This is a genomic window from Curtobacterium sp. AC268 (genome assembly GCF_979258745.1).
This window is the reverse complement of record NZ_OZ409878.1, coordinates 1,669,194-1,693,497: the sequence shown is the minus strand read 5'-3', so window position 1 is coordinate 1,693,497 and position 24,304 is coordinate 1,669,194. Positions and strand designations below refer to the sequence as shown.

General features: G+C 68.7%; 27 protein-coding genes. 10 read left to right on the top strand and 17 right to left on the bottom strand.

Annotated features, from left to right (window positions below):
* Window positions 1–193: 193 nt before the first annotated feature.
* The 3 genes from ACZZ9K_RS07965 to ACZZ9K_RS07955 form a co-directional block, all read right to left on the bottom strand.
* Window positions 194–1,429, bottom strand: coding sequence for an acyl-CoA dehydrogenase family protein (locus ACZZ9K_RS07965; protein WP_463443778.1), 1,236 nt, complete (start codon window positions 1,427–1,429; stop codon window positions 194–196).
* A 416-nt stretch (window positions 1,430–1,845) separates the two neighbouring features.
* A complete protein-coding gene (locus ACZZ9K_RS07960; RefSeq protein ID WP_463443777.1) occupies window positions 1,846–2,271 on the bottom strand; it encodes a hypothetical protein in 426 nt (141 codons plus the stop codon).
* Between the two features lie 124 nt (window positions 2,272–2,395).
* Window positions 2,396–3,307: a CPBP family intramembrane glutamic endopeptidase gene (locus tag ACZZ9K_RS07955; protein WP_463444744.1), complete on the bottom strand. Its 912-nt coding sequence runs from the start codon at window positions 3,305–3,307 to the stop codon at window positions 2,396–2,398.
* 699 nt (window positions 3,308–4,006) lie between these two features.
* On the opposite strand from ACZZ9K_RS07955, the gene ACZZ9K_RS07950 reads away from it, so the two are divergent.
* The 6 genes from ACZZ9K_RS07950 to ACZZ9K_RS07925 all read left to right on the top strand — a co-directional run bounded on the left by ACZZ9K_RS07950 (window position 4,007) and on the right by ACZZ9K_RS07925 (window position 8,189).
* Window positions 4,007–4,504, top strand: coding sequence for a hypothetical protein (locus ACZZ9K_RS07950; protein ID WP_214521892.1), 498 nt, complete (start codon window positions 4,007–4,009; stop codon window positions 4,502–4,504).
* A gap of 433 nt (window positions 4,505–4,937) precedes the next feature.
* Window positions 4,938–5,270, top strand: a complete 333-nt coding sequence (locus ACZZ9K_RS07945; protein ID WP_071405895.1) for a hypothetical protein — start codon at window positions 4,938–4,940, stop codon at window positions 5,268–5,270.
* Between the two features lie 52 nt (window positions 5,271–5,322).
* Window positions 5,323–5,922, top strand: a complete 600-nt coding sequence (locus ACZZ9K_RS07940; RefSeq protein ID WP_463443776.1) for a DUF5819 family protein — start codon at window positions 5,323–5,325, stop codon at window positions 5,920–5,922.
* Window positions 5,919–6,890: an HTTM domain-containing protein gene (locus ACZZ9K_RS07935; protein ID WP_463443775.1), complete on the top strand. Its 972-nt coding sequence runs from the start codon at window positions 5,919–5,921 to the stop codon at window positions 6,888–6,890. Before ACZZ9K_RS07940 ends, ACZZ9K_RS07935 begins: the two co-directional genes overlap by 4 nt.
* Window positions 6,871–7,719 carry a serine hydrolase domain-containing protein gene (locus tag ACZZ9K_RS07930; RefSeq protein ID WP_463443774.1) on the top strand — a complete coding sequence of 283 codons (849 nt, stop codon included), beginning with the start codon at window positions 6,871–6,873 and terminating at the stop codon, window positions 7,717–7,719. The genes ACZZ9K_RS07935 and ACZZ9K_RS07930 overlap by 20 nt, the downstream gene beginning before the upstream one ends.
* Window positions 7,719–8,189 (top strand): DUF1648 domain-containing protein, encoded by a 471-nt coding sequence (locus ACZZ9K_RS07925; protein ID WP_463443773.1) that lies wholly within the window; start codon window positions 7,719–7,721, stop codon window positions 8,187–8,189. Before ACZZ9K_RS07930 ends, ACZZ9K_RS07925 begins: the two co-directional genes overlap by 1 nt.
* A gap of 121 nt (window positions 8,190–8,310) precedes the next feature.
* Here the strand turns inward: ACZZ9K_RS07925 and ACZZ9K_RS07920 are convergent, their stop codons facing one another.
* Both ACZZ9K_RS07920 and ACZZ9K_RS07915 read right to left on the bottom strand, forming a co-directional pair.
* Window positions 8,311–9,360: a methionine synthase gene (locus ACZZ9K_RS07920; protein ID WP_071245101.1), complete on the bottom strand. Its 1,050-nt coding sequence runs from the start codon at window positions 9,358–9,360 to the stop codon at window positions 8,311–8,313.
* Window positions 9,361–9,397: 37 nt separating this feature from the next.
* The gene (locus ACZZ9K_RS07915) at window positions 9,398–10,357 is read right to left on the bottom strand and encodes a putative oxygenase MesX (protein WP_463443772.1); all 960 of its coding nucleotides are present in this window, start codon (window positions 10,355–10,357) and stop codon (window positions 9,398–9,400) included.
* Window positions 10,358–10,477: 120 nt separating this feature from the next.
* Here ACZZ9K_RS07915 and ACZZ9K_RS07910 point away from each other — a divergent pair, with 120 nt between their 5' ends.
* Entirely contained in the window at window positions 10,478–11,419 is a 942-nt protein-coding gene (locus tag ACZZ9K_RS07910; RefSeq protein ID WP_463443771.1) for a LysR family transcriptional regulator, read from the top strand.
* Window positions 11,420–11,484: 65 nt separating this feature from the next.
* Here ACZZ9K_RS07910 and ACZZ9K_RS07905 read toward each other — a convergent pair whose 3' ends face one another.
* The 4 genes from ACZZ9K_RS07905 to ACZZ9K_RS07890 all read right to left on the bottom strand — a co-directional run bounded on the left by ACZZ9K_RS07905 (window position 11,485) and on the right by ACZZ9K_RS07890 (window position 14,837).
* Window positions 11,485–12,804, bottom strand: coding sequence for a family 20 glycosylhydrolase (locus ACZZ9K_RS07905; RefSeq protein WP_463443770.1), 1,320 nt, complete (start codon window positions 12,802–12,804; stop codon window positions 11,485–11,487).
* 250 nt (window positions 12,805–13,054) lie between these two features.
* Window positions 13,055–13,579: a hypothetical protein gene (locus ACZZ9K_RS07900; RefSeq protein ID WP_463443769.1), complete on the bottom strand. Its 525-nt coding sequence runs from the start codon at window positions 13,577–13,579 to the stop codon at window positions 13,055–13,057.
* A 50-nt stretch (window positions 13,580–13,629) separates the two neighbouring features.
* Window positions 13,630–14,256 (bottom strand): hypothetical protein, encoded by a 627-nt coding sequence (locus tag ACZZ9K_RS07895; protein WP_138801875.1) that lies wholly within the window; start codon window positions 14,254–14,256, stop codon window positions 13,630–13,632.
* A gap of 155 nt (window positions 14,257–14,411) precedes the next feature.
* On the bottom strand, window positions 14,412–14,837 hold the full coding sequence (locus ACZZ9K_RS07890; RefSeq protein WP_143882736.1) for a hypothetical protein: 426 nt from the start codon (window positions 14,835–14,837) through the stop codon (window positions 14,412–14,414).
* A gap of 218 nt (window positions 14,838–15,055) precedes the next feature.
* Here ACZZ9K_RS07890 and ACZZ9K_RS07885 point away from each other — a divergent pair, with 218 nt between their 5' ends.
* A complete protein-coding gene (locus ACZZ9K_RS07885) occupies window positions 15,056–15,571 on the top strand; it encodes a GNAT family N-acetyltransferase (RefSeq protein WP_463443768.1) in 516 nt (171 codons plus the stop codon).
* 121 nt (window positions 15,572–15,692) lie between these two features.
* Here ACZZ9K_RS07885 and ACZZ9K_RS07880 read toward each other — a convergent pair whose 3' ends face one another.
* Window positions 15,693–16,526, bottom strand: a complete 834-nt coding sequence (locus tag ACZZ9K_RS07880; RefSeq protein ID WP_138801873.1) for an ornithine carbamoyltransferase — start codon at window positions 16,524–16,526, stop codon at window positions 15,693–15,695.
* A gap of 189 nt (window positions 16,527–16,715) precedes the next feature.
* Complete coding sequence (locus tag ACZZ9K_RS07875; RefSeq protein ID WP_138801872.1) at window positions 16,716–17,225, bottom strand: hypothetical protein; 510 nt, start codon at window positions 17,223–17,225, stop codon at window positions 16,716–16,718.
* A gap of 253 nt (window positions 17,226–17,478) precedes the next feature.
* Here ACZZ9K_RS07875 and ACZZ9K_RS07870 point away from each other — a divergent pair, with 253 nt between their 5' ends.
* Entirely contained in the window at window positions 17,479–17,985 is a 507-nt protein-coding gene (locus tag ACZZ9K_RS07870) for a hypothetical protein (protein ID WP_463443767.1), read from the top strand.
* A gap of 110 nt (window positions 17,986–18,095) precedes the next feature.
* Here ACZZ9K_RS07870 and ACZZ9K_RS07865 read toward each other — a convergent pair whose 3' ends face one another.
* Complete coding sequence (locus ACZZ9K_RS07865) at window positions 18,096–18,530, bottom strand: hypothetical protein (protein WP_138801870.1); 435 nt, start codon at window positions 18,528–18,530, stop codon at window positions 18,096–18,098.
* 457 nt (window positions 18,531–18,987) lie between these two features.
* Here ACZZ9K_RS07865 and ACZZ9K_RS07860 point away from each other — a divergent pair, with 457 nt between their 5' ends.
* Window positions 18,988–20,235: an endo-1,4-beta-xylanase gene (locus tag ACZZ9K_RS07860; RefSeq protein ID WP_463443766.1), complete on the top strand. Its 1,248-nt coding sequence runs from the start codon at window positions 18,988–18,990 to the stop codon at window positions 20,233–20,235.
* A 60-nt stretch (window positions 20,236–20,295) separates the two neighbouring features.
* Here the strand turns inward: ACZZ9K_RS07860 and ACZZ9K_RS07855 are convergent, their stop codons facing one another.
* From ACZZ9K_RS07855 to ACZZ9K_RS07835, 5 genes are all read right to left on the bottom strand, one after another.
* Entirely contained in the window at window positions 20,296–20,634 is a 339-nt protein-coding gene (locus tag ACZZ9K_RS07855) for an SdpI family protein (RefSeq protein ID WP_138801868.1), read from the bottom strand.
* Window positions 20,635–20,730: 96 nt separating this feature from the next.
* Window positions 20,731–21,144, bottom strand: coding sequence for a hypothetical protein (locus ACZZ9K_RS07850; protein ID WP_138801867.1), 414 nt, complete (start codon window positions 21,142–21,144; stop codon window positions 20,731–20,733).
* Window positions 21,145–21,190: 46 nt separating this feature from the next.
* Window positions 21,191–21,868, bottom strand: a complete 678-nt coding sequence (locus ACZZ9K_RS07845; RefSeq protein ID WP_301600021.1) for a ribonuclease FAU-1 family protein — start codon at window positions 21,866–21,868, stop codon at window positions 21,191–21,193.
* A gap of 40 nt (window positions 21,869–21,908) precedes the next feature.
* Window positions 21,909–22,571: a response regulator gene (locus tag ACZZ9K_RS07840; RefSeq protein WP_138801865.1), complete on the bottom strand. Its 663-nt coding sequence runs from the start codon at window positions 22,569–22,571 to the stop codon at window positions 21,909–21,911.
* Complete coding sequence (locus tag ACZZ9K_RS07835) at window positions 22,568–24,289, bottom strand: sensor histidine kinase (protein ID WP_463443765.1); 1,722 nt, start codon at window positions 24,287–24,289, stop codon at window positions 22,568–22,570. The genes ACZZ9K_RS07840 and ACZZ9K_RS07835 overlap by 4 nt, the downstream gene beginning before the upstream one ends.
* Window positions 24,290–24,304 lie beyond the last annotated feature (15 nt).

The window sequence follows — 24,304 nt, the reverse complement described above, 5'->3', positions numbered from 1 at the left end:
CGCTGGTGGCACGAGGCCGATCAGCGCGCCTGCTGCCAGCGCAACGACCAGCGTCGTCCCCGTGATCAGTCGCATCGTGTTCCCCGATCGTCGGCCAGCCGTGCGTTGCCAGGGACTGTACGCGGGCGGGCGGGCGTGGGGCAGGCACATCGCAGCAGCGGTCACGAGGAAGCCGTCTCGGCTTCGACAGGCGTCACGAGGTGCGGGTCGCACCGATCGCCCAGACGCGGGGCGGTTCGGCACCGTTGACGGCGTGGTCACCGATGATCCGAGCCTTGAACACCCACGGGTTGTGGCTGCCGGCGGTGCGAGCGTTCCGCCAGTGCCGGTCGAGGTTCTTCGTCGTGCTCACCCCGGACGCCGCGAGCGCGTCGAACAGGTGCGAGGTCGCCGTCGTCGCCAGGGTGGTCAGCGCCACCTGGGCCTGCGCGGTCGCGAGTTCGGCGCGGTCGTTGCGGCGCTCGTCTTCGGCTGTGTCGAGCCCGGCTCCCTCGTACGCGCCCTGCAGGGCCGCGGCGGCCCGGTCGACGATCGCCGTGGCGGCGAACCCGGCCGCCGACACCTCGCCGACGACCTGCAGGATCTGCGGGTCTGCCGCGAACGTGTCGGCGTTGCCGTGGGAGAAGACGCGGGTGCGGTTGCGGACCTCGCGCGCGATCTCTCGTTCGGCTGCGAGGACGGACCCGGCGAGGACGCTCAACAGCACGCCCTGGTAGAACGCCGTCTGGTACTTGAACCGCTCGTCGAAGGGGATCACCGCGTCGGCCTGCACGACGGCGTCGTCGAAGGTGCTGGTGCCGGACCCGGTGGTGCGCTGCCCGAACCCGTCCCAGTCGTCGGTGTGGGTGACTCCGGGCTGGTGCGCGTCGACGATCGCGATGACCCGCTCGCCGGTGTCCGTGCGTTCGGCGTAGGTGTCGATCCAGTCGGCGAAGATGCTGCCGGTCGAGTAGTACTTCTGCCCGGTGGTCCGGAACGTCCCGTCCGGCTGCGGGGTCACCTTCGTGATCACATCGCCCACCTGCACCGATCCGACCTCGGTCCACGAGTTGCCGGCGATCTCACCGCGGCCGAAGCGGTCCAACCACCCCTCACGTTCCCCGGACCGGGCGACCAGCCGGTCCTCCACCAGTGCGAAGTGGCCGCGGAGCGCCTGGGGGATGTTGCTGTCAGCGGCGGCGAGTTCCGTCAGCAGGCGGAACAGCTGGCGCAGGGTCGCCCCGGCTCCGCCGTGGGCGACGGGGACGCGGACGGCGCCGAATCCTGCGGCGGCGAGTTCGCGGATCTCCTCGAACGGGAGGCGGTGGTCGCGTTCGCGCTCAGAGGCGCCGGCAGCGATGCGGTCGAAGATCGGACGGAAGCGGGCGAGGAGCTCGTCGTCGGCGCCCTCGTCGATCCTGCTGTCGGCGGTCTGGTTGCTGATGGTCACGAGGACTCCTTCGTGGTCTGGACTGCTACCTGTCGCGTGGTGTGGCGTCGTGTGGTGTCGATTCGTCCGGTGTGGGCGGACAGCCCGACCAGATGTGCGCCATCGCGAGACTGTGGCATCGCCGAACGCCCGCGAGAAGGGTTGTGTCGATGTGTGTCGGAGGGTGACTTCCCATGACACGTGACCACGCTGCGGCCCCGTGGGCGTTCGCAGCAGAAGTTTCGCGGTGCTGCGCGTGTGCGATGGCTGCGGAGCCGGTAGGACGAAGACGGGAATGCTCCTCCGAGAGACCCGCGTCGGCCACGCTCAGAGGAGCGCGCATCAACGAGGGAGCACGCACCAGCCAGAGGACCGGCCACTGCCTGGCTGGGCGTGGGCGAAAGCCTCGGTTTCGGCGTCGTTCACTCCGGTGACGTTCAGGCCGGCGGGGTCGTCCCTGCGCCCTCGGTGTCGTCTGCGCCGGCAAGACCTGTTCCGGCCTGGTCGAGGTTCTCGTGGGGGTCGCCCATGTCTCCGGTCGCAGCGCCGGTGCGGGACAGCCCGAAGTGTTTGCGGACGGTGTTCGCCTCGGCGGGGGACAAGGTGCGTCCGGCTCCGAGGGACGGCGCGCCCTTGATCGCGTCCTTCGTGTACCCGACGTGCACGTCCGTCCCGTCGAACGTGGCGTCGTCGGCGGGGACGAGCGCCTGGTGTCGCCCGAGCAGGCCGGTTGCGACACAGACGTAGGCCGCACTGCCGTCCTCGTCGGAGGGGAACACCTGCACGACCTTGCCGACTGATACGCCGTTGCGATCCCGGACAGTCGCACTCTCGACCTGGTGGATGACGCCCTTGGTGATCATGAACGTAGTCAACGCCCTCGAGTCTGACGCTTCGCAGACGCCGTCCTCCAGGCCGGCGGTGAGGAGCCGACCCTCGGAGTCCGAGGCGGCGGCCGTCCGGTCGGTTCCTCGGACGCTCGGCTGACTACGGGGACAGCTCCGTGTTGCAGACCTCGGGGCTGCCCAGTTGCGACCCGTGTCGCTGGCGAAGTCGAGTTGCCCGCAAAACGCACGCCGCGATCAAGAGCGCCATGACGACCCATCCGGTGATGGCGAGCGGCCCGACAAGGCGTTCGTCGAAAGGCGGGAAGAGGATGGACTGGTACGAGGCGAAGCTGTTGAGTGCCGCATGGGCGAGCACGCAGGGCAGAAGCGATCCACTCGCAAGCCGGAGCCAGCCGATCAGCACGCCCGCGCCGACACAGCCGATCATCATCATGATGATCCCGAGGGGATTGCGTTCCTCGTAGTTCAGGCCGAGCAGGATCGCGGGAGCGTGCCAGAGACCCCAGATCGCGCCGCTCACGCACAGCGCCCATCCAGTGCCGAGCGGCAGCAGTTTCGGGAGGAGCCAGCCGCGCCAACCGACTTCTTCGCCGATCGCAGCGATCGCGGTGATGGCAATCCCGATCGGGAGGTTCAGCAGCTGCAGCAGCGCCAGGAGCGCCATCGGCATCGGCGGTTGCTCGCCCGTGACTCGAACGATGAGTTCTTTCGCGACGGAGTGTTCGGGGTCGAGCTGCACCCACCCGAACAGCATCCCGAAGCCCCAGCTGCCGGAGATCAGCACAGCAGCTCCGGTGATGCCGGCGAGGGCGAAGCGCCAGCTTCGACGCGTGAAGAACCCCGTCAGCCCAAGCTCAACCAGAATCGCTTTTCCACGGCGACGTTGGAGCGTGACCGCGACCAGCAGCGCTGCCAGGCCTGGTGTGAACATCATGGCCACGGTTGCGATGTACGCACCGGGGTTCCCGGCTGGGTCTGAGAGGTCCGCGCTCACCTGGATGGCTGGCCAGAGCAGCACCCACGGAGCACCGTACGCCAGCAGGACGAACATGCCGACCGTGCTCCAGTGGACACCCCGCGGGCTCCTCAACATGTTCCCCCTCCGGTTCGCTCGAGTGTGCCGTGCATCATGGCGACCCGCTCCCTTGCGGGGACGGAGGAGCCTCAGCGCCGCGGACCCCTTACTGAAGCAGTCATCTGAGAGGCAACATATCAAACTATGAATGCCCCTAGGGGTGCCCCAGGCCCGCTTGCCGCGGATCAGTTCGACGAACTCGAGCGGCATCTCGGAGCGGATCGATTCCAGCGAGATGACGTCGATCGACGACTGCTGCAGCCGCGGGAGGCGGGCTCGTCAAACTGGACGTTGTCGACGCCGGCGGCTTCGAGCTCCCGCGCTTCCTCGTTCACTCCCCGTTGCGCTGGAGTTCGTCCGCTGCGACGACCACGGCGATCGTGGCCGACAGTCGAACCCCCAACAGCTGGGGAGTCGGTTGGATCACGCGCCGAGCCGAATCGCTGCTCGTGATCGACGAGTTCGAGGGACTTGCTGATGCTGTGGGTTCACTTCGTGAGGTTCCTGTCGTGATCCGTGGGGGCGTCAGCGACATCACGGAGCGACTGCGTATCGCGGCCGAGAGAGCTCGTGTCGTCCGACATGTGCACGTACGCCACGACCGGCCAGCCGAACGACTCACGAGATGATCATGCGAACATCGGAGAAGCAGAGCGAACAGGGTGGGGCTCCTAAGTGAATCAACCTCGGCGGAAAGCCGTCTCCGTCCTCCGGAGGGCAGGAGCCGTACTGCTCACCGTCGCCGTCCTCACCGGTTGCAGCTCCGGGCTCGGGAAGACCCCGGAGCGGGCGAAGCAGTCCATCGTCACGTTCGTCGAGGGTTCGACGGACGTTGTCGGTGACGGTTGGGAACCGAACGACGGTCCACGGCTGGGGAAGTGCGGGCTCGGCCTCGGGACGGGCGGCGTCCAGTACGTCTACGCGAAGGTCCGCGCTGCCAGCGCTGATCCAAAGGCCGACGTCGAGGCAGTGGAACAGCACTGGAAGGAGCTCGGGGTCACGACCGAGCGCTACCAGACCGGCGGCGAGGACCCGATCCTCGGCGTCCGGGGCAGGGGCGGTCCGGTGAGCTCCTCCGACTTCCGCGCGGATCCCCGCGGGTACACGATCGACGGCAGCTCGCAGTGCGTTGCGGGGGACTTCGAGAAGATGAGCCTCGACAGTCAAGAGTGACGACCGCGGGCGGACCACCCGAACCGAGCCGCGCCTCCAGTCCGGCCCGGGACCCGGGCGCCTGCCGGACGCGACACGAAGGGCGGCCCGCCTCGTTGCCGAGGCGAGCCGTCCTGTGCAGCCGGGGCGCTAGCGCGATACCGGCACGGCGACGCTGGCGAGCTCGGCTCGCACGATGTCCGCACCAGCGGGCAGCGCGCCGAGCTTCCCGAGCGCCGTCTCCGTGCGTGTGGTGCCACGCGGTAGTCCTGCACCCCGTTGTGGAAGGCGGTGAAGGCGGGGTCGTCGAACTGGATGATGTCGATGCCGGCGGTCCTCATCCCCTTCGGGAATAGCGGCCGAACGAGCCCGCGATGGCATCACATCTGCGAGGTAGACCGGTCGGTTCGAAACTGGTACACAGGTACTCCACACAACAGATTGGAGTTCGAAGATGAAGCTCAATACGAAGCTCGCCGGTTCGGCCGCAGCGATTGTGATCGGCAGCACGTTCCTGCTGGCGGCGCCAGCGCAGGCTGCGCAGACGTCCTACGAGCAGTCCAGCGCGATGGCGGAGGTCGTGGCGAACCAGGGTGCGCAGTCGATGGACTCTCAGCCAGAGCAGCGCGGAGTGGTGGGCGTGGCGAAGGCTCTGGCAGCCGGGTTCAAGGCGGCCACTGCGCCGCAGGCGGCGGGGAACGTCGCTCGTCTCGCGAGCATCCTCGGTTTCGCCGCGGAGGCGCCGCAGCCTTCGGCGCAGCTCGAATCCGCCTACTTCGATCGTTGACGAGTACGAGGGGGCTCGTCGCTGCGGCGGGCCCCTTCCCTCCGGGGGAACAATGCAAAAGACCTTGATTGCAGCTGCTGGAGTGGTAGTCGCCGGAATCTTCGGCGCGTGCGCGCTCGTGCTGGCTGGTCCGGTCACGCCGGTGAAGTTCGACGTTGGTCCGGTAGCTTCCCTGCTGAATCCGCACCTCTCCCAGAACTGGCAGCTCTTCGCGCCAGATCCGATCAGCGACGAACGCGGCGTGGTTGCTCGCATCCGCTGCCAAGGCACGACGACAAAATGGACCGACATCTCTTCGTCCGCCGTCGCGCGGGCCCAGTCGTCGAGGTTCTTCCCGGATCGCGAGAGCCGGATCGTCAGCAACGCACTCGTCGAGCGCTTTGCGCAGGATGACATCAGCAAGCGGCTTGAGGCGAGAGACAAGGAAGACCTCGTGCCTCCCGACGTCAGCGCACAGCGACGTGCCGAGCGGGTGCTGGCTCGCTACGCGGCGCAACGGGTCCCATGCCCGTCTGCGCGTGATCTTGATGAAGAACCGTCCGCCGTGCAGCTTCGATACGTCGTCCAACCGCTGACGCCGTGGTCGAAGCGCGGCGACAGGTCAGCTCGTGCAGAGCCCCGCATCACGGACTCCGAATGGATCCCGTTGTGAGTCGGACGCTCCGTTCCCGAGTCGGCGTCATTGTCGACTGGATGGTTGACGCGCCTCGTGCAACGACTGCACTGAGCCTGCTCAGGGCAGTCGTCGGAGTGGTGTCGACGGCGTTCTACATCAGGCAGTACGCGGGGCGATCAACGTTCTTCGGCCCGGACGGTGTCTACGGGCTCGAGGGCATCCGCGACTACACGGCAGGTATCGGGACCTGGAGCCTCTACGCCGCGACGGATTCGGCGGTGTACTTCGAGGTCGTCTTCCACATAGGCCTGGTGGTCGCGGTGCTTGTCACGCTCGGTGTGGGTGGCCGTCTGGTCCTCGCTGCCCACTACGTGCTCCTCTGGTCGCTCTACATGGCGAACCCGGCGTTCATGGACGGTGGTGATGCCTTGGCCGCGACAGCAGTGCTCTTCCTCCTGCTGACCAGGTGCTACTCGGCGTTCACCCTCGTCAAAGGACGTCGAAAGCGCGAGGCGGGCCCGGGCGCGTCGGTCCTGAACAACACGGGGCTCCTGCTCCTGGTGACTCAGGTGACTGTCGTCTACCTCATGGCCGGGTTGTACAAGGTGCAGGGTGAGCTCTGGCAAGACGGCACGGCGCTGTACTACATCCTCAACGTCCCGGAGTTCTTCCTCCCGGGGATCACCCCATTGCTCGTGCAGTCCGATTGGCTGATGGTGATCGGTGCCTACGCCACTGTCCTGACATCGGTGTTCTTCCCCGTACTCGTCTTCTTCCGCGCGGGGAGGCCTGTGGCTGTCACGGCGATGCTCACATTCCACCTGGCGATTGCCCTGCTCATGGGCCTGACGTCGTTTGCCCTGGTGATGGCCGCGTACGACCTCCTCTTCGTGAATGCGCACGTCGTGACGCTCCACCGCCGAGCTCGGTCGTTGTGGGAAGGCGCAGTGGCCCGCCTTTCGGCCCGTTTTCAAGGAGGGACACGTGGCTCGGAATCCGCTTGAGAGCTCCGGACACTGGCGCGCGAGTCTTCGCAGGGCCGGCGGCTGGCGAACCGTCCGCGAGCCCCGTGGGCCGTACGCCGCCGCTTCGATGCTCGAGTGGGGGAGCATCACGAAGGGGCTCGTGGGCACGACGGCTTGGCTCACACTCGAAGTCGAGCGACCGGTCGTGCACTACCTCCCCGGTGTTCCCGACGCCGAGATGACCGTTGCTGACCTCGTCCACCACACCTCGGGTCTTCCACGGCTTCCGGCCGCGATGCGCGACCGCCTGTTCGGCGACCCGTACGGAGAGGCCGTCGGGGTTCCGCTGGAACCAGCAGTCGCAGTGCCGGTCGCACCCCGAGGGCAGTTCGAGTACTCGAACCTGGGGTACGCCCTCCTCGGTGCAGTACTCGACGAGGTGCACGGCGACTGGTTCGCCGCTGTGTGCCAGCACGTCCTCGAGCCGGCGGGGATCAGCTCTGCGGCGCTCGTGCCAGCTCCAGCAGACCGGGTGGTGCCGAAGCTCTTCGGTCGTGCCATCAAGCCGTGGGCGCTCGGGGAGTCGTCGTTCGCGGCGGCAGGGGGCGTCTGGTCCACGTTCGATGATCTCTGTCGCTACGCCGACTGGGCGTTCGAACCCGGAGCTGGGCACTCTCGCACCGTGAGCTGGCAGCGGGAAGGGGCATCGACGTGGATCAACGGAGAGGTGCGAGTGGCAGGAGCGGTCATCGCCAACGCGGCAGGGCTCACCGCGGTGGTCCACACGCTCGCGAAGGCTCCACGCGCGGCCGACGCGATCGCCACGGCGCTCATCGAGCGGGAAGTGCGGGAGACATGCAACCGCTGATGAACGCACCGATGTCCAGCGGCAGCGGCCGACGCAAGCGAGAGGGGGTCGTCGCTGCCACCGCTGCTGCGTTCCCCGTCGTCATCGTGGTCGCGATCACCAGCGCCTGGTGGGATCGGTTGCCCGAACGGATCGCGACGTCATTCGGCCCCGACGGCAGCCCGAGCGGGTACGGAACACCGTTGGGAACCGCGATCCTGATCGCGGCGGTACAGGCGCTGTTCCTCGTGGCGGCCGTCGGCTCCGCTTTTGCTCAAGACCGGCGCAGAGGTCGCATCTCGTGTGCGGTCACCGCAGGGTTCGTTGCAGCTCTCGCGATGAGCTGGCTGATCGTCGTGGGATTGGCGTCATCGACGTTGAGTCCGACGGCTTGGTGGCTTCTCGCTTCGGCGCCCGTGTGGGCGTTTGTCCCGTACTGGTTGCTTTCCCCCGCGAGGGGCGGTGGGAAGGTGACGCCACTGCCGGCGTGACCTGCCAGCCGGAGCGCAGCCGCGCCTCCAGGCCGGATCGAGAGCCGCCCACGCGGCGGACGCAACACGAACGGCGGCCCTCCTCCTTCCGGAAGAGAGCCGCCGTGGTGTTTCGCGGCGATCAGCGGGCCGATGGGACCGCCGTGCCGACCAGCTCAGCACGCACGATGTCCGCACCAGCCGACAGCGCACCGAGCTTGTCCAGCGCGGCACCCCGCGCCAAGGGCGCCATCCCGCAGTTGGAGCTGGGGATGAGCTTGTCGGCATCGACGAACTCGAGCGCTCGACGGAGCACCTCCGCGACCTCCTCCGGGGTCTCCACGGTCTCGGTCGCGACGTCGATCGCTCCGAGCATGACCTTCTTGCCGCGGATCAGCTCGACGAGCTCGAGGGGAACGTGGGAGTGGATGCACTCGAGCGACACGATGTCGATCGAGGACTGCTGCAGGAGCGGGAAGGACTGCTCGTACTGCCGCCACTCCGCCCCGAGCGTCTCCTTCCACTTGTTGTTCGCCTCGATGCCGTAGCCGTAACAGATGTGCACGGCGGTCTCAGCGTGCAGGCCCTCGGCTGCGCGTTCGAGCGCGGCCACGCCCCAGTCCTGCACCTCGTCGTGGAAGACCGTGAAGGCGGGCTCGTCGAACTGGATGATGTCGACGCCGGCGTCCTGCAGTTCGCGGGCCTCTTGGTTGAGGATCGTGGCGAACTCCCACGCCAGCTTCTCGCGGCTCTTGTAGTGCTGATCCGAGAGGGTGTCGATCATGGTCATCGGGCCGGGGAGCGCCCACTTGATCGGCCGGTCGGTCTGAGCGCGCAGGAACGCAGCGTCCTCGACGAAGACCGGCTTCCGACGGCTCACGGCGCCGACGACGGTCGGGACGGCCGCGTCGTACCGGTCGCGGATGCGGACGGTTTCCTTGCGGTCGAGGTCGACGCCGTCCAGGTGCTCGATGAACGTCGTGACGAAGTGCTGACGGGTCTGCTCGCCGTCGCTGACGATGTCGATGCCTCGGCGCTCCTGCTCGTGCACGGCGGAGCGCAGGGCGTCCTGCTTGCCCTCGGTCAGGGCGGCACCCTCGAGCAGCCAGGGGGACCACAGTCGCTCGGGCTCGGCGAGCCAGGACGGCTTCGGCAGGCTGCCGACGATCGAGGTGGGGAGGAGAGAACGCATGGGAGTGACGGTCCAGTCAGTCGAAGGGCAGAGGAAGTCAGCGCGCGAGGGCGGGGTCAGCCCACCGGGCGAGGAGTGCGTGGTGCGGCCGCACCAGGTGCTCCTCGGTCCACCGGCCCTGCGTGATCCCGAGGCGGCTGCGCTCCTCGCGGTCGTAGGTCACCGGGGTGGGCGTGAAGTCGGTGTGGTCGAGGGTGGGGCGGTAGGTGCTGCCGGCCGGGGTGTCCGCGGCGTAGACCTCCGGGCGGTAGATCTTCTGGAAGGTCTCCATGGTGGCGATCGTGCCGATGAGCTGGAGGTCCGTGTAGTCGGCGGTCAGGTCGCCGCGCGTGTAGAACGCGAGCGGGGCCGACGCTCCGGCGGGCTGGAAGTACCGGACCCGCATGCCCATCCGGCCGAAGTAGTCGTCGGTGAGCGAGGAGTGCTCGTGCTCGTACTCGGCCCCGAGGACCGGGTGGACGTACCCGTTCCGGCGGTAGGTCTGGCTCGTCGAGACGCTGATGCAGACGACGGGCTCGCCACTGAAACTCGAGTGGAACGCGGACGACTCCAGGAAGCGCTGGAAGAGCGCCCCGTGCAGCTGGCCGAAGTCGGACGGGATGCCGGACGACGCCGAGGGCAGCAGGACGGAGAAGTCGTAGTCGCGCAGGTACGACGAGAAGTTGTTGCCGAGGATCCCCTGGTGGCGCTCGCCGGTGTGCTGGTCGAGGATCGTGACGTCGAGCATCTCGAGCAACGGGAACTCTGCGTCCGACCCGCAGTCTGAGAACTCCAGCGCCACCGAGACGATGTCGAGCTGCAGTTGGTAGCGGTCGTGCGCCGCGGCCAGCTCGTTCGCGCGCCCGTCGATCATCGCCAGCGCAGCACGCAGGTTCTGCTGACGGTGCTCGCCACGCGCCAGGTTGGCGAAGTTCGTGGTCAGCCGGGAGCTGTCGGCGGGGGAGTAGTCCTCGTCGAACCGGGTCCGGGTGATGCTGAAGGTGAGGTCGTTCGCCATGGTCGGCAATCTGTTCGTCGAGCGGCCCGTGGGCACGATGGGAAGGATGCATCGATCATGGCGGGAATGGTGAGCCATCAGGTAATACCGAGACGCTATGCACCGGTATAGCCTCGGCCTATGGCCCGGGTCGCGAACGACATCACCCTGCAGCAGCTCCGGTACTTCATCGAGGTCGCGACGGAGGGCTCGATCAGCGCAGCGGCCGACCTGCTCTACGTGTCGCAGCCGACGATGTCCGCAGCGATGAAGGACCTGGAAACGCGGATCGGGCGCCCGCTGTTCACCCGCTCGGCCCGAGGCGTCGTGCCCACCGTCGACGGCGTCGAGTTCCTCGGGTACGCCCGGCAGGTCGTCGAGCAGGTCTCCCTGCTCGAGCAGCGGTACGTCGGCGGCCAGCGGTCGCGTCGGCTGCTCGGGGTGTCCGCTCAGCACTACTCATTCGCGGTGGAGGCCTTCGTCCGGATGGTCGAAGCGGCTGCTGCGGACGAGTACGAGTTCTCGCTGCGTGAGACACGCACCTGGGACATCATCGAGGACGTCCGCACGCTGCGCAGCGAGGTGGGCATCCTCTACCGCAACGACTTCAACAAGCAGGTGCTCGGCAAGCTGCTGCGGGACGCCGGGGTCGTCTTCACGCCGCTGTTCGTCGCGCAGCCCCACATCTTCGTGGCCAAGCGGAACCCGCTCGCGTCGCGGGCGCGTGCGACCCTCGAAGACCTCGCGGACCTGCCGCGGCTCACGTTCGACCAGGGCGCGAACAACTCCTTCTACCTGGCGGAGGAGATCCTGTCGACGATGTCGAGCAAGCGGGAGATCCGTGTGTCGGACCGGGCGACGATCTTCAACCTCATGATCGGCCTGGGCGGGTACACGATCTCGACCGGGCTGATCAGCGACGACCTCGACCCCGAGATCGTCGCCATCCCACTCGACGTCGACGAGCGCATCGAGATCGGCTGGATCGCGCACGCCTCGGTTCCCCTCACCGTGCAGGCGCAGACGTACCTGGACGAGTTGCGCGCGGTGGTCACCAGCTACGGCGTCGAGCCGCTCGGGTAGGCAGGCGGCGGATCCGGCGGTTCCGGTGGTTCCCGCGATCGGCCTGGAGGCACGACATGCGTCCGTCAGGAGGCTGCGGTCTCGATCATCGCCGTCACGTGCGGCGCGCTCCACCGCAGGAGCGCGTCAGCAGGTGGATCCTCCAGGTCCTCACCCCAGATCGCGACGGCGGCGCCCGACATCGGAGCCGCGAGAAGCGAACCGGAGTCGCCGTCCCACGCCCGGAGCGACCAGTTCTCGCGGAGATCGGCGACGGTGTACTCGCTGTCGGCCGGGTCGAGGTCGGTCGGCACCTCGTAGAGGTAGTACGAGTTGTAGTTGAGCAAGTCGATCCCGGCCTGCTGCAGGTCGACCGCACTCGCCCGCCGCGCTCGGCGTTCGCGCCGTTCCGCTGCGTCCTCGGTGTCGCCGTCGAAGCTCCAGTACGTGACGTGGATGCGCGGGTCCAGTCGCCCGACCGCGGCCCGATCGATCCCGTCGTTCCAGGCCCACACCTCGCGGTCGCCGAGTGCGGAAGCCATCGCGTTCATCCAGGTGACGCGTTGGGCCGCGGTGACTTCGTCGCCCCATTCATCACCGCCGATGTGCACGGTTCGGCTGGAGGGGAAGGTCCGCTGCACCTCTGCGTACAGCTTCGTCGCCAGGGTGAGACTCTCGGGCGCCGACGTGTCGAGCTCGTTCTCGCCCGAACGGATGCGGTCGACCCACTTCGTGCCGTGCTGTGCCTCGAGCAGCGCGAACGCGGCGGCCATGTGTCCGGGAGTGTCCATCTCCGGCACGATCGCGACGCCTCGCTCCGCCCCGTACGCGGAGAGCGTGCGTGCCTGCGCGGCGCTCAGGAACGGGCGATGGGTCACGCGGCTGGTGTAGACGCCGTGGTCGAGATCCGCGTTCGCGGGGGTCTGGCCGAGGACCGTGCTCTCGATCCCGACGTTCTGGTCATCGGTGAGGTGCAGATGCAGGAAGCGCCCGCCGTCGTCGGCGAGGAGGTCGATGTACCGCTTGATCAACGCCACGGGGTAGTAGGCGCGAGCGACGTCGAGCATCACGCCCGTCTCCGGACGCGCGCGCTTCGTGGGCTTGGTGGTGACGGTCGCGGTCGACGTGCGGCACTGCTTCGCGGAGTACGCACCGGCGCAGGCGAGGACCGAGTACTTGCCGGCTGCGGCACGGGACGGCGTCGTGCGGACTGCGATGACCGAGGTGCTCGAACCAGCCGACAGCGACTTCACCGCGACCCGGCCGAGCGTGTACTTCTCGGTGCCGGCGGACAGGTACAGCCAAGCTGAGGAAGCCGGCTTCCGCACCGAGGCGGTGTTCTTGACCTTGAGCGTGGTGCGCACGGCGGTGCCGGTGGTGGACGCGGTGACCTTCGTGACCGTCATCGTCGAGGCTGCGGTGTCCGCTGATCCTGCCGTTGCACGGATGCCGACCAGAGCTGCCGCCGACAGGGCGATCGCCAGACCGACGGCAAGCGTGCGTCTGGCAGACGATCCGGGACCCACGTTCCCCTGCTGACGCACCACGATGTTCTCCCCCTCGAACACCCCTTGCCCTCGCTGGATCAGGATGCGCGCACGATCGTATCCGGACCGCGTCGAACGCACACCGCCCAGCGGCGTGCAACGGGACTCCTCAGCGGACCTCCGCGCTCGACCACAGCTCGCGCGCAAGATTCCGACCTCCGCGAAGAATCGGCTGCAGGCTGAGGACAGCCCCGACGACCAGCGTGCCGGCCTGTGTGAGGAGGAACGCCACGAGCGCCACCGGGATGAACGCGGTGACGATCCAGGCGGCGGCGAACCCCACGAGCATCACCGCGAGGACCCGCACGGCGGCGAAGTTCTGTGGACCACGAAGGACCAGCAGCCCGCCGGCTGCGAAGGTCAACGGGACGAGCGCCTGCAGTACGACCGCGATGGAGAGCCACAGGTGACTGCTGGTCGCGGGGGAGAGGGTCGCCACGAAGCAGACGACGGCGACAGCGATGACCAGACACGCAGCGTCGCGAGCGAGCGCAGCACCGGCAGTGGCCACGATTCCTGCAGACACGGTGAGTGCTGCGACCATCGGCACTGAGCCTGCTGTGATCGTGTGCGTTCCGATGAAACCGAGCAGGTTGTCGACCGCCAACAGTGAGGCGCCGGTGGTGGCGATCATCCCGGCTGCGGTGGCAGCTCTGCGCGCGGAGGGCCGGGTGCCTGACGCGCTCACCGCTCGTCTCCACTGAGCGGGCGCACGGTGTCGCCGACCGCCCGGTACGCGGTCGCGCACTGCCGCTTGAGCCGTGGGCCCATCGGCGACAGTGCCGCAATCCATCGATCCTCATCTGCGATCCCGAGAATGCGGCTCCGACCGAGGTCTTCGATCGCCGCGTGCACCTCGGCAGTGACCCCTGGGAAGAGCGCGCTGTACTGATCCGCCGATGTGCTGCGCCGCTTCGGATGCTGCACGTACCGCTGGCCCTCGCTCGAGACGAACAGCACGCAGGTCGTCATGTAGTCCTGCTCGGGAGTGAGGGGCACGGGCACTCCGACGTCGTCCGCAATGCGGGGTGTTCCCTTCGGAGGCTTCACGGCCGAGACGGTGGCGGGAGCTCCGATGACGTACCAGTGCTCACCCCTTGTCACTGCTCGACCGGCACCGAACGTGCCGTCCCAGTCCGCGAGGGTCTGCGGCACCGACACCGCATGCGCGTAGACACGGATGAAGGTTGGTGAGTCCCCGTCGAAACAGTCGAAGCCACGCATGCTGTCCCAGAACGCGAGGTCGTCGTACAGTGCATCTGCCCGTTCGCACGGCACTGTTGCGCGGAGCTCATCGGCGATCATCTGCATCGAAGCCACGCCGAGTGCGGGTGCGGGGGTCTGTGTCGGTGGCTGAGCCCGTGGCGTCCGATCATCGAGGTCTGACGAGCATGCGGACAAAGCGGCTGCGGCGACGCAGACCGAGGCAACGGCCTCGATGCTGCGTCGCCGCGATCGGTGGGGCGTCACTGCCACTGCACGCCGGCCCAACCAGTGCCCGTGAGGCCCTTCATCTTCTTGGTGGCGGCCACGTTGCCCCACGGGACGAACTTCGAGCGCCCGGTCCCGCAGTTCAGGGTCGTCCAGGTCGGAGCGTGCCGCGAGTTGAACGACTTCCCCCAGATGCAGGGATTCGAGTTGCCCTGGTGCTTGTACCACTTGTACTGCACCTGGGTCGAAGCCTTCGAACCGATGACGCTGCAGCCGTTGAGTGACTGGGTCATCTTGGCGACGACGGCGAACGCTCGATCCTTGCAGTTCCCCGATCGGGTGGAGCGCCCGTCGTTGGCGACGACGACCTCCCCGGCGGGATCGAAGCTCTCGTCCACGACCACGTTCGTCGGCATCTCGACCGGCGTCGTGGTCTGAGCCTGGGCGGGTGCGGCGATCAAGAGTCCCGCCGCAACTGCGACGGTCGTGACTGTGGATGCGACCGAAAGGGTCTTCTTCACGTGTCTTCTCCCCGAGATGTCACCGTGATCACGGCGAACTCGATCAGAATGCTGCATATCAACACAAAGCACAACCTTGCAGGTGCGATCCTCACTTCGAGAAACGATCGCCATCAGACAGCACGTCTCCGGAGAGGCCGCTCCCGTAGCGTCACCTCATGGATCGAGACGTGCTGACGGTCGAAACGGCCACGATTGCTGATGTCCCCGCGGCTCAAGCGCTCATCGATGGTGCGAGGCGGTGGCTCCGCTGGCAAGGGATCGACCAGTGGCAGGATCCAGTGCCGGACGCCGTTCTCCGGCGCGACGCAGAACAGGGAAATCTTTTCGTGGTGCGCCAGGACCAGGTGGTCGTGGCGATGGTCACGGTGTCCGAATCGGACTCAGAGACATGGAGCGTGGACGGCAGCGCCGCGGTTTACGTGCATCGGCTGGCCGTGGCCCAGACACACCGGGGCGGCCGACTCGGGCAACGACTGCTCGCGTGGGTCGAGACAAGAGCTGCCGACAGCGGGGCAGCCTTCGTGCGGCTCGACTGCGCGACGGACAACCCGGGACTGCGGCGCTTCTACGAACAGCAAGGGTTCCGGCACGTTCACGACGTGACGGTGCCCGCCCTCGACGGCGGGCGGCAACTCGCTTCCAGTCTCTACGAACGCAAGCTCTTCCGGTGACCGACCATCGGCCGAGCGCTCCGCTGCGGCCTGTGGAACCGAGGGGCCGGAGGGGCCGGATCGCACTCCTGGTCCGTGCACGAGACGATGAGAACTGCCGCTGCGGCTCCTCGCCGCCAACCTACGGCGTTGCGGACGGCAGCCCGAGGCAGTGCGCCATGACGGCTTGCTGGACCGGCAGCAGCGCGGCCTTGAAGGCGTGCCCGACGAAGGCAGGGTGTTCGAGCGCATCGGCGCTGACCTCCCGGCCACGCACGAACGGCGGGCAGGGATCGAGCACCGCCCCTTTCGGTGCGAGGTCGAGGAGAGCCGCGGTGATCCGGAACGGTTCGAGCGCTCGGGCGTGCTGACCGGGGCCGTCGGTGAGGATCACGTCTGCTGACCGGACGGCGGTCTCCAGGACGTCCGTCCACACCGCACCCGGGGAAGCGAGATCGGCGGGGCAGCACTGGACCAGATCGAGCTGCAGGACCCGAGCCGCTTCCTGCCAGGCTCTGGCGATGTTCCCGTCTGCGCCCACGAACAGGTAGCGGAGCGACGAGATGTCTCCTCGCTGCCGTAGGGCGTACAGGTCCGCGAGCACCTCGCAGGGATGGTTCTCGTCGGTCATCGCGTTCACCACGGGCAGTGCTGCTGCTGCAGCCAGGCCTTCGACGACGGCGAGGTCGTGATGGCGCACGACGAGGATGTCAGCCCAAGCCGCCAGGTACTGCGCGACGTCCGTCAACGCTTCCGGCTTGTCGAGCGTGGTGTCCGGGAACACGATCGGCTGCAGGCCCATCAGGGAGGCGCCCCGTTCGAACGTGACCCGGGTCCGCAGGCTCGTGGACGGGAAGAACATCACCGCGGAGCCTGCCGTCGCTGGTCCTCGGCCCTGGCGGTAGTCGTCGGCCAGGGTGAAGACCGAGTCGACGTCGAACCTGCTCCAGTCATCGAGCTTGGTGAGCGATCGCATCCCACCACCCTAGGGACGGGTCGCGTGCACCCTCGACGCGACCGGATGACGGCCTGGAGGCGCGTGGCGGCGCCGCTCCGCGCCTCCAGGCCGCCGTGTGGTGTGGCCGGAAACCGGCCCGGTCGCAGGATCGGCCAGCGCTCTTGGCGGGAAGCGCTGCGCTCGCTGCTCCGCTGTTGCGGTGCTCGCTCAGCGCGTGCGCGCAGCGAGATCGCCGTACGCCGCCGCGTACCAGCCGACGGTGCCGTCTCCGGCGGTCGGGCCGATCGTGATCGCCGCGCTCGACGTGACCACGAACAGGTCCTCGTCGTGTCCGCAGTGAACGGAACGTGACGTGAGTCGCTTGCCCGTCTCCGACCCGTTCGCACCGATGCGTCCTGCCCACACGGCCATCTGCACGGTTCCGCCGCCCTGGCATGTGACCGAGACGCGGATCCGCGCACGGTCCCCGGCCCCGTCATCGCCGAAGGAGAGCCGGCTGGACGAGTCGTTCGTGCCGGCACCGCTGCCCAGCTCGCCGGGCTGTCCTGCCCATCGGTCCTGCACGCGCTGCATCCAGCGGGAGTACGCCTTGTCGTTCTCCTCCGGCGTCGGGTGATCAGAACAGGCCGTGAGTGCCACGAGGGCCACGACGGCGACGCCGATGACCAGCGTGCTGCGTCGAAGGTCGCGGCGGGCGTGGAGGAACGGTGTGCGCATGTCGTGGCAAGTGTTCCGGAGATCGGCAGCCCACCGCATCCTCCCGTTCGTGGGACTCCGCGCTCCCCAGGAGGACCAAAGGGTGCGGGTTCGCAGCCGAACACGTCGAACACACCGTCCATCGCCGGTCAGGGGGACAAGGTGACCCGACCGGACGATCACGAGGAGGCCTGGCGACCAACGAATGAACGGTTCCACGATTGCAAGGAGCGCGGCGCGGAGACGACCCGCGGCGCGGTGGTCGGGTGCGGCGGTGGCCGCGATCGTGACGATGTCTCTGCTGACAGCATGCGCAGGAGGAAAACCGATGGAAAGTCCCTCGACCAACCACACCGTGAAGCCCGATGCAGCCAAGCGCACCGTGGTGGATCTCGTCGATGAAACGGCTCGTGCCGTGGACGGCGGCCCTTGGAAGGTCATCAGTGGACCGCGAGTCGGCCTGTGTCCCGGATCTGACGGCTCGGGGCGTGCGGACGACAGTGGTGGAGTCACTTGGGTGTACGTGAAGCAGCGCGAGGGCGCGGCCGACCCGAGGGACGATCTCCGGAAAGTCGAGGCGTTGTGGAAGAGCCTCGGCATCACGACCGAGCGGTATCGGAGCGGCGGCGACGATCCTGATCTCGGGGTCCGGGGCCGCGGTGGTCCGATCGAGACGATCGAATTCCTCGCTTCCACAGTGGGTGGCTACAGCATCGACGCTGAATCGCAAGGTGCCGACGGCGATTACGGAGAGATGACCGGGAGCGGCTCGACCAGCTGATCAGGGGTTCATCAACGGACCTCCGCTCGACCACAGCTCGTGCGCAATCCTCCGGCTGCTGCATGTCCGAGATGACCGTGTCCTGCGCGAAGGGCACGCTATCGGTGTGGTCAGTCGGAAGAAGCGGGCGGCAGGTTGATGGCAGGCTCCCTCGGCCGCAACCCGAGCTCGGCAGCAGCCGTGAGGTAGGCGCGGTACACCTCGCCGTACCGAGCGGTCGCGCGATCCGCACGAGCGACGTCCGTCGGGCGCTCGACGTTCGTCTCGTACCCGATCGTCCGGCGCTCCGCGGCCTCGTCAATGACCGCTACGGACCACCGCCAGATGTCGGAAGTCGACGCAGCCGGGGGCGCATGCTGCAGCACCTCGTCCGGTACTGGGATCACTCGACGGTCGGGGGCGGCGCTGCGGAAGAAGGCGAAGAGCATCGCGGGGACGGCGACGACGCCTCCGCCGAGGACCACGCCGATGAGCCGGGCAACGACTGGCTCGTCTCCGGGCAGCAGCGGCGGCGCGACCACGAAGCCGAATGCGCCGCCTGCCATGTACCCGATCGCAAAGACCGCCAAGACGGACGCTGTTGCGAGCCGGTCTTGACGGCGCACGCCAGCGGGATCGTGGAGTCGGCGCCACCGAGACGCGGTGTCGGCAGCGGGGCCGTCGCGATCGACGTACACGCGGCCGTCGGGGGCCCGGAAGAAGGGTGAGTCTGCACGCTCCGGATCGATCACGGGATTCCGTTGGCCCTGCTCATCGCCCCTCTGGTCGGCATCAGAAGTCCCGGCTCCGGTGAGTCTGACCCTTGGCCAAGGAGCATCTGGCCGGCGACCCGCACAAGCGTGGCTCCGAACGCGCAGACGAGCACCGGCGTCCACCGTGAGGTGCGTCGAGCGCAATGCTTCTGCGAGTCCACACCATCAATCTACGGCGTGACGCCCACGCCCTCCGCTGCTATGTTTGCGCGCACAACAAATCCCGGACGACGATGTCGGAGGACGCGCGATGACGCACGCAACAGAGCACCGCTTCGGTGAGACGACCCTGACGGTCGTCGATGCCGAAGGCAACCCGATCCCCGATGCCGACATCACCGTCGAGCAGACCCGCCATGCCTTCGCCTTCGGCAACATCGGCTTCGACTTCATCGGAATGGCCAACGGCGAAGCGACCGGCGAAGCCAACGCCGGAGCGCAGGAGGAAGCAGGCACCGAGCACCTCGCCGACCTCTACACCGACGTCTTCAACACCGCGACGCTCCCGTTCTACTGGGGCCGCTTCGAGCCCGAGCGCGGAACGCCGGACACCGCCAGACTCCGGACGACGGCGCAGTGGTTCCGCGACCGGGGCATCGCCCTCAAGGGCCACCCGCTCGTCTGGCACACCGTGCAACCCGATTGGCTGCTGGGGCTCCCGCTGGACGAGGTCGAGCGGCTCCAGCGCGAGCGCATCCGCCGCGAGGTCTCCGCCTTCGCCGGCACGATCGACACCTGGGACGCCATCAACGAGGTGGTCATCATGCCGGTGTTCGACAACGGCGACAATGCGATCACCCCGCTCGCCCGGGCCAAGGGCCGCATCCCGACGATCCGGATGGCCTTCGAGGAGGCCCGCGCCGCCAACCCGCACGCCACCCTGCTGCTCAACGACTTCGACTTGTCGAGCGCGTACGAGTGCCTGATCGAGGGCGTGCTCGAAGCCGGCGTGCAGATCGACGCCATCGGGCTGCAGACCCACATGCACCAGGGCTACTGGGGCGAGGACACGATGCTCGCGATGGTCGACCGGTTCGCCCGCTACGGCCTGCCGCTGCACCTGACCGAGACCTCGCTCGTCTCCGGTGACCTCATGCCCGCGCACATCGTCGACCTCAACGACCACCAGGTGGCCTCGTGGCCGTCGACGCCCGAGGGTGAGGCGCGCCAGGCCGACGACCTCGAGCGGCACTACCGGAGCCTCGTGGGGCACCCCTCTGTCGAAGCGATCACCTACTGGGGGATCACCGACGCCGGCGCCTGGCTCGGCGCCCCGATCGGACTCGTCCGCGCCGACGGCACCCCGAAGCCGTCGTACGAGGCCCTCCGTCGGCTGGTCAAGGAGGAGTGGTGGCTCGGCCCGACGGCGCTGCGCACCGACGACCGGGGTCGGGTGCAGATCCGCGGCTTCCGTGGCGACTACCGCGTCGACGTGCGTGGCGCGTCCACGGCGTTCGCCGTCACCGACGTGCCCACGCATGTGCAGATCGTCGCGTGACCACCTGACCACCTGACGGACTGGAGGCCCGGTGCGGCCCCGCCCCGCGCCTCCCGTCCGTCACCTGGTCGCGCGTCGTGCGGCCTCCACGCCCCAGACGGCTCCACCGACGAGGATCGCGGCGCACGCGACGAACGCGGGAACGTCGTCGGCGCGTCCGAGTGCGATGTAGACCAGGCTCACGACCACCGTCGCGCCGCCGGCGATGCTCGTCGGGACGACCGCTGCTCGGTGGCCGAGGATCCAGTTCTCGTCACTGCGCATGGTCGCCCGGGTGCGGATGCCCACGAGTCCGTTCCTGCCGATGAGGCCCCGCGCCGGCAGTGCGACGAGGACGATGGTCAGGACGGCGGCCGCCGTCTCGATCGCGATCACGTGGTCTCCTTCTGGGTCGGTCATCGCGCTCGTGCGCGCAGTGAAGCTGCGCGGAGCATGTCAGACCAAACCTGCCGGTATCCGGTGAAATACGCAAGCAGGATGTCGAGGTGAGCGGCGCTACCGAGGGGACCGGAACGGCCAGTCGCCGGCATGCGTGTGCGGCACCGCGACGACCTGGACGGCGTCCCGGTAGACGATCCGACCAGGCGAGCTGGTCACGAGTTGCATCCACGGGATCCCGTGGTGGTCGAGGAGTTCCAGGTACGGGCCGACCATCTCGAGCAGTGCGACGGCGTCCGCGCTGAACCACGCCCGTGCCCCGGGGTTGCGGGTCTGGTCGTAGCAGTCGGGCCTCGTGGTGGTCGGGTCTGGGTACGACGCGGTCCCGCGCGTGTTCGCTTCCCGGAGCCATCCCGTCTCGGCGTCGCTCAGCCGGCCGCCCCGCTGCAGGCCGTTCGCGAGGGCGAAGACCCCCGGGAACCGCCCGCGGCGGTTGGGGACGGCGCTTTGGTACCTGATGAACTCGCTCACGACAGGGAGCGTCCGGGGCCGCGCAACGCTGCACCGAATCCGCGGATCACTGCAGGGCGCTCCAGTCCTGGGGAAGTGCAGTCGTGCCCCACGCCGGGTCGGGGACCCATCCCGACCAATCGGTGTCGAAGGGGAAGCGGCGCGCGCTCGCGACCTCGGTGGCTTCTCGGCCAGCACGCTCGATGACCGCCCGCATCGCCGCCGGCCAGTACCCGCCGGCGGCGTAGAACTCGAGCTCGTCTTCGTCCTTGTACCGGACAGACCACGAACCGTCGGGCTCGGTGGTCGCCACCACGTCGAGTGTCCAGTCTTGACTGTCGAACCCGATCGGTGTCCGTAGCCACGGCAGCTCGAGGTTGACGTACCAGTCGGGAAGCCAATCGGACCCGTCGTGCCAGCGCCAGACGGACCAGGGGGTCCCCTTCTGGTGGACGCGGACGACACTGGATCCAACCCACCGGTCATCGACGTAGGAGCCGTCCCAGTCCTCGGGCAGCACGAGGCGTCCGTTGGGGCCGCTCCCGACGCCCGCACGTCGACGGACGGCTGAGCCGACGGTCGTGGCGACCACCGCGAGTTCGTCGTCGTCCACCAGGACCCGGGCGGCGACCGCGAAGCCGACTGCTTCGCCGTGCTCGCCGAAGCGGTTGATGCTCCGGAGCGCAACGGGAGTCCCGGAGGGGAACGGATCAGTCCTGGTGTCGGATCGCGCGGCGTCGGTCATCCACCGATGCTGCCACGGCGCGGCCTCCGGGACCGATGGCTCACCGTCGCACGTACCGGTGCTCCGGCCGCCCAGCAGCCCCGTACCGCAACTGCATCGCCACGGTCCCGTCCGCCGTGAGCTGCGCCAGGTACCGCTGCGCCGTCGCCCGCGACACCCCGATCGCCGCAGCCACCTCGGCGGCGGATCGTTCCTCACCGGCGACGAGCTGCTCGAGCACCAGCGCCGCGGTGGCCGCCCGGGACGGCGACGCCCCACCGCTGTCGCCGGCGTGCAGGATCCGGAACGCCCGCTCGACGGCCTCTTGATCGAGGGTCGACCGCTCGTCGAGGACGTTCCGCGACCGTGCGTACGCCTGCAGCCGCTCGGCCAGCACCCCGGCCGCGAACGGCTTGATCAGGTAGGCGAGTGCCCCGCTCCGCATCGCCCGCCGAACGGTGCCCGAGTCCGACGCAGCACTCAGCACGAAGGCGTCTGCGTCGGTGTCGATGGACCGCAGTAGGTCGAGCCCGCTGCCGTCGGGCAGGTACACGTCGACGAGCACCAGGTCCACGGTCCCGCTCGACAGCGCGGAGCGGGCGGCCGCGAGGGTCCCGACGGGTTCGAGCGCCTGGAACCCCGGTACCTCGTCGACCTGCCGTCGGTGCAGGTCGGCGACGTGGAAGTCGTCGTCGACCACCAGCACGGTGAACACGGAACTCACGACACCACTCCTTCCAGTCGGGCGCAGAAGACCGCGCCGTGGTCGTCACCGCCGGGGGAGGCGAGCCACACGTCGCCACCGTGCCGCCGGGCGATCTCCCGCGACAACGGCAGCCCGATCCCGAGCCCGTGCACCTGCGAGACGTCCTCCGACGCAGGAGCCGCCGCCGGCCCGCGGACGAACAGCGAGTCCGCGGCGTCGACCGGCACCCCCGGCCCGGAGTCCACCACCGACAGGTGCAGGGTCGTGCCGTCGTCGAGCACCTCGACCTCCACCCACGGGGAACGGCCGTCCCGCGACCGCTCGTCCCCGTCGAGGGCCGCCGAGACCGCGTTGTCGACCAGGTTGCCGAGCACGGTCGTCACGTCGCCCGGTTCGGTGATCGTCCCCTGAACGAGCGTCTCCGCCCCGATCCGCAGCAGCACCCCGCGCTCGGCGGCCTCGACGCCCTTCGCCCCGAGGAACGCCTGCAGGTACGGCTCGGTCAACCGGTCGGCGTGCTGCACCGGGTAGCGCAGCGGCCCGCGCTCCTGCACGTCCGCCAGGTACGCGCGCGCCCGGGCGGTCTCGCCGATGTCGAGCAGCCCTGAGATCGCGTGCAGCCGGTTCGCGAACTCGTGGCGCTGCGCGCGGAGCGCCGTGCTCATCGCCCCGACGGCGTCGAGCCGTCGGGTCAGGGCCTCGACGTCGGTGCGGTCGCGCAGGACGGCGACCCGGCCCAGGTCGCGTCCGTCGCGGAACACGGTGCGGACGTCGACGAGCAGCACCCGGTGCCCGGCGACGATCGTGGCGCTCGCCGGGGTGTGAGCAGCAGTCGACGACGAAGCGCCGAGCATCGACCCGAGCGGCGCGGGCAGGTCGAGGGAGGCCACCGGACGGCCGACCGGGTCGGCCAGTCCGAGCAGTCGCACGGCTTCGGGGTTGCAGACGGTGACGATCTCCGACGGCCCGATCGCGATGACGCCTTCACCGACGCCGCCGAGCACGGCCTGCTGGTTCTGCACGAGCGTCACGAGCTCCTCGGGCTGCAGCCCGAGCGTCAGGCGCACCAGTCGCCGCCGGATCAGCACCGAGGCGATCACCGCGAGCAGGACCGCCGCCAGCCCGGCACCGATCACCGGCATGCTGTCCTCGACCAGGGTGTCGTAGACGCGTGCCCGGTTGAAGCCGACGCTCACCTCGCCGACGACGGCGGACTGCCGGGAGGCCCGGCTCGTCTCCGCCCCGTCGGCTGCGGGCGCGGAGACGGGCACCTTCGCCCGCGCCGACTCACCGAGGGTGCCGCGCGCCCAGGACACGGTCTCGCGGCCGGCGAGTGCAGCGTCGGGGGAGGTGCTCACCATCTCGCCGATCCGGTCGGAGTCGGGGTGGGCCAGGCGGATGCCCCGGTCGTCGGTGACCACGACGAAGAGCGCCCCGGTCCGGCGCTGGGCTGCGAGTGCCGCACGCTGGACGGGCCCGTCGGCGAGGACCGCGGGGTCGAGGTCGGTGCCGTCGACGCTGAGCCGGGCGACCGCTGCCCGGACGTCGGACTGCGCGGCGACGCTCTGTGCGATCGCGAGTGCGGTCCCCTCGGCAGCGCGCTCGAGCCGAGTGACCTCGATCCGGACGAACACGGCACTGGTCAGGGCGACGACGGCGACCACCACGGCGAGCTGCAGCACGAGCACCTCGGTGGCGAAGCGGAGCCTGGGGCGCCGTGAACGGTCGTCGGTCACGACCCCAGCGTACGG

Bases quoted from the DNA above. Each gene is read 5' to 3' on its own strand.
- ACZZ9K_RS07905 (WP_463443770.1), bottom strand. From the start codon at position 12,804: ATGACGGTCACGAAGGTCACCGCGTCCACCACCGGCACCGCCGTGCGC.
- ACZZ9K_RS07955 (WP_463444744.1), bottom strand. From the start codon at position 3,307: ATGTTCGTCCTGCTGGCGTACGGTGCTCCGTGGGTGCTGCTCTGGCCA.
- ACZZ9K_RS07945 (WP_071405895.1), top strand. From the start codon at position 4,938: ATGAAGCTCAATACGAAGCTCGCCGGTTCGGCCGCAGCGATTGTGATC.
- ACZZ9K_RS07910 (WP_463443771.1), top strand. From the start codon at position 10,478: ATGGCCCGGGTCGCGAACGACATCACCCTGCAGCAGCTCCGGTACTTC.
- ACZZ9K_RS07845 (WP_301600021.1), bottom strand. From the start codon at position 21,868: ATGACCGACGCCGCGCGATCCGACACCAGGACTGATCCGTTCCCCTCC.
- ACZZ9K_RS07885 (WP_463443768.1), top strand. From the start codon at position 15,056: ATGGATCGAGACGTGCTGACGGTCGAAACGGCCACGATTGCTGATGTC.
- ACZZ9K_RS07895 (WP_138801875.1), bottom strand. From the start codon at position 14,256: ATGCAGATGATCGCCGATGAGCTCCGCGCAACAGTGCCGTGCGAACGG.
- ACZZ9K_RS07915 (WP_463443772.1), bottom strand. From the start codon at position 10,357: ATGGCGAACGACCTCACCTTCAGCATCACCCGGACCCGGTTCGACGAG.
- ACZZ9K_RS07925 (WP_463443773.1), top strand. From the start codon at position 7,719: ATGAACGCACCGATGTCCAGCGGCAGCGGCCGACGCAAGCGAGAGGGG.
- ACZZ9K_RS07865 (WP_138801870.1), bottom strand. From the start codon at position 18,530: ATGGCAGGCGGCGCATTCGGCTTCGTGGTCGCGCCGCCGCTGCTGCCC.
- ACZZ9K_RS07940 (WP_463443776.1), top strand. From the start codon at position 5,323: ATGCAAAAGACCTTGATTGCAGCTGCTGGAGTGGTAGTCGCCGGAATC.
- ACZZ9K_RS07855 (WP_138801868.1), bottom strand. From the start codon at position 20,634: ATGACCGACCCAGAAGGAGACCACGTGATCGCGATCGAGACGGCGGCC.
- ACZZ9K_RS07875 (WP_138801872.1), bottom strand. From the start codon at position 17,225: ATGCGCACACCGTTCCTCCACGCCCGCCGCGACCTTCGACGCAGCACG.
- ACZZ9K_RS07920 (WP_071245101.1), bottom strand. From the start codon at position 9,360: ATGCGTTCTCTCCTCCCCACCTCGATCGTCGGCAGCCTGCCGAAGCCG.
- ACZZ9K_RS07900 (WP_463443769.1), bottom strand. From the start codon at position 13,579: ATGATCGCCACCACCGGCGCCTCACTGTTGGCGGTCGACAACCTGCTC.
- ACZZ9K_RS07860 (WP_463443766.1), top strand. From the start codon at position 18,988: ATGACGCACGCAACAGAGCACCGCTTCGGTGAGACGACCCTGACGGTC.
- ACZZ9K_RS07880 (WP_138801873.1), bottom strand. From the start codon at position 16,526: ATGCGATCGCTCACCAAGCTCGATGACTGGAGCAGGTTCGACGTCGAC.
- ACZZ9K_RS07960 (WP_463443777.1), bottom strand. From the start codon at position 2,271: ATGATCACCAAGGGCGTCATCCACCAGGTCGAGAGTGCGACTGTCCGG.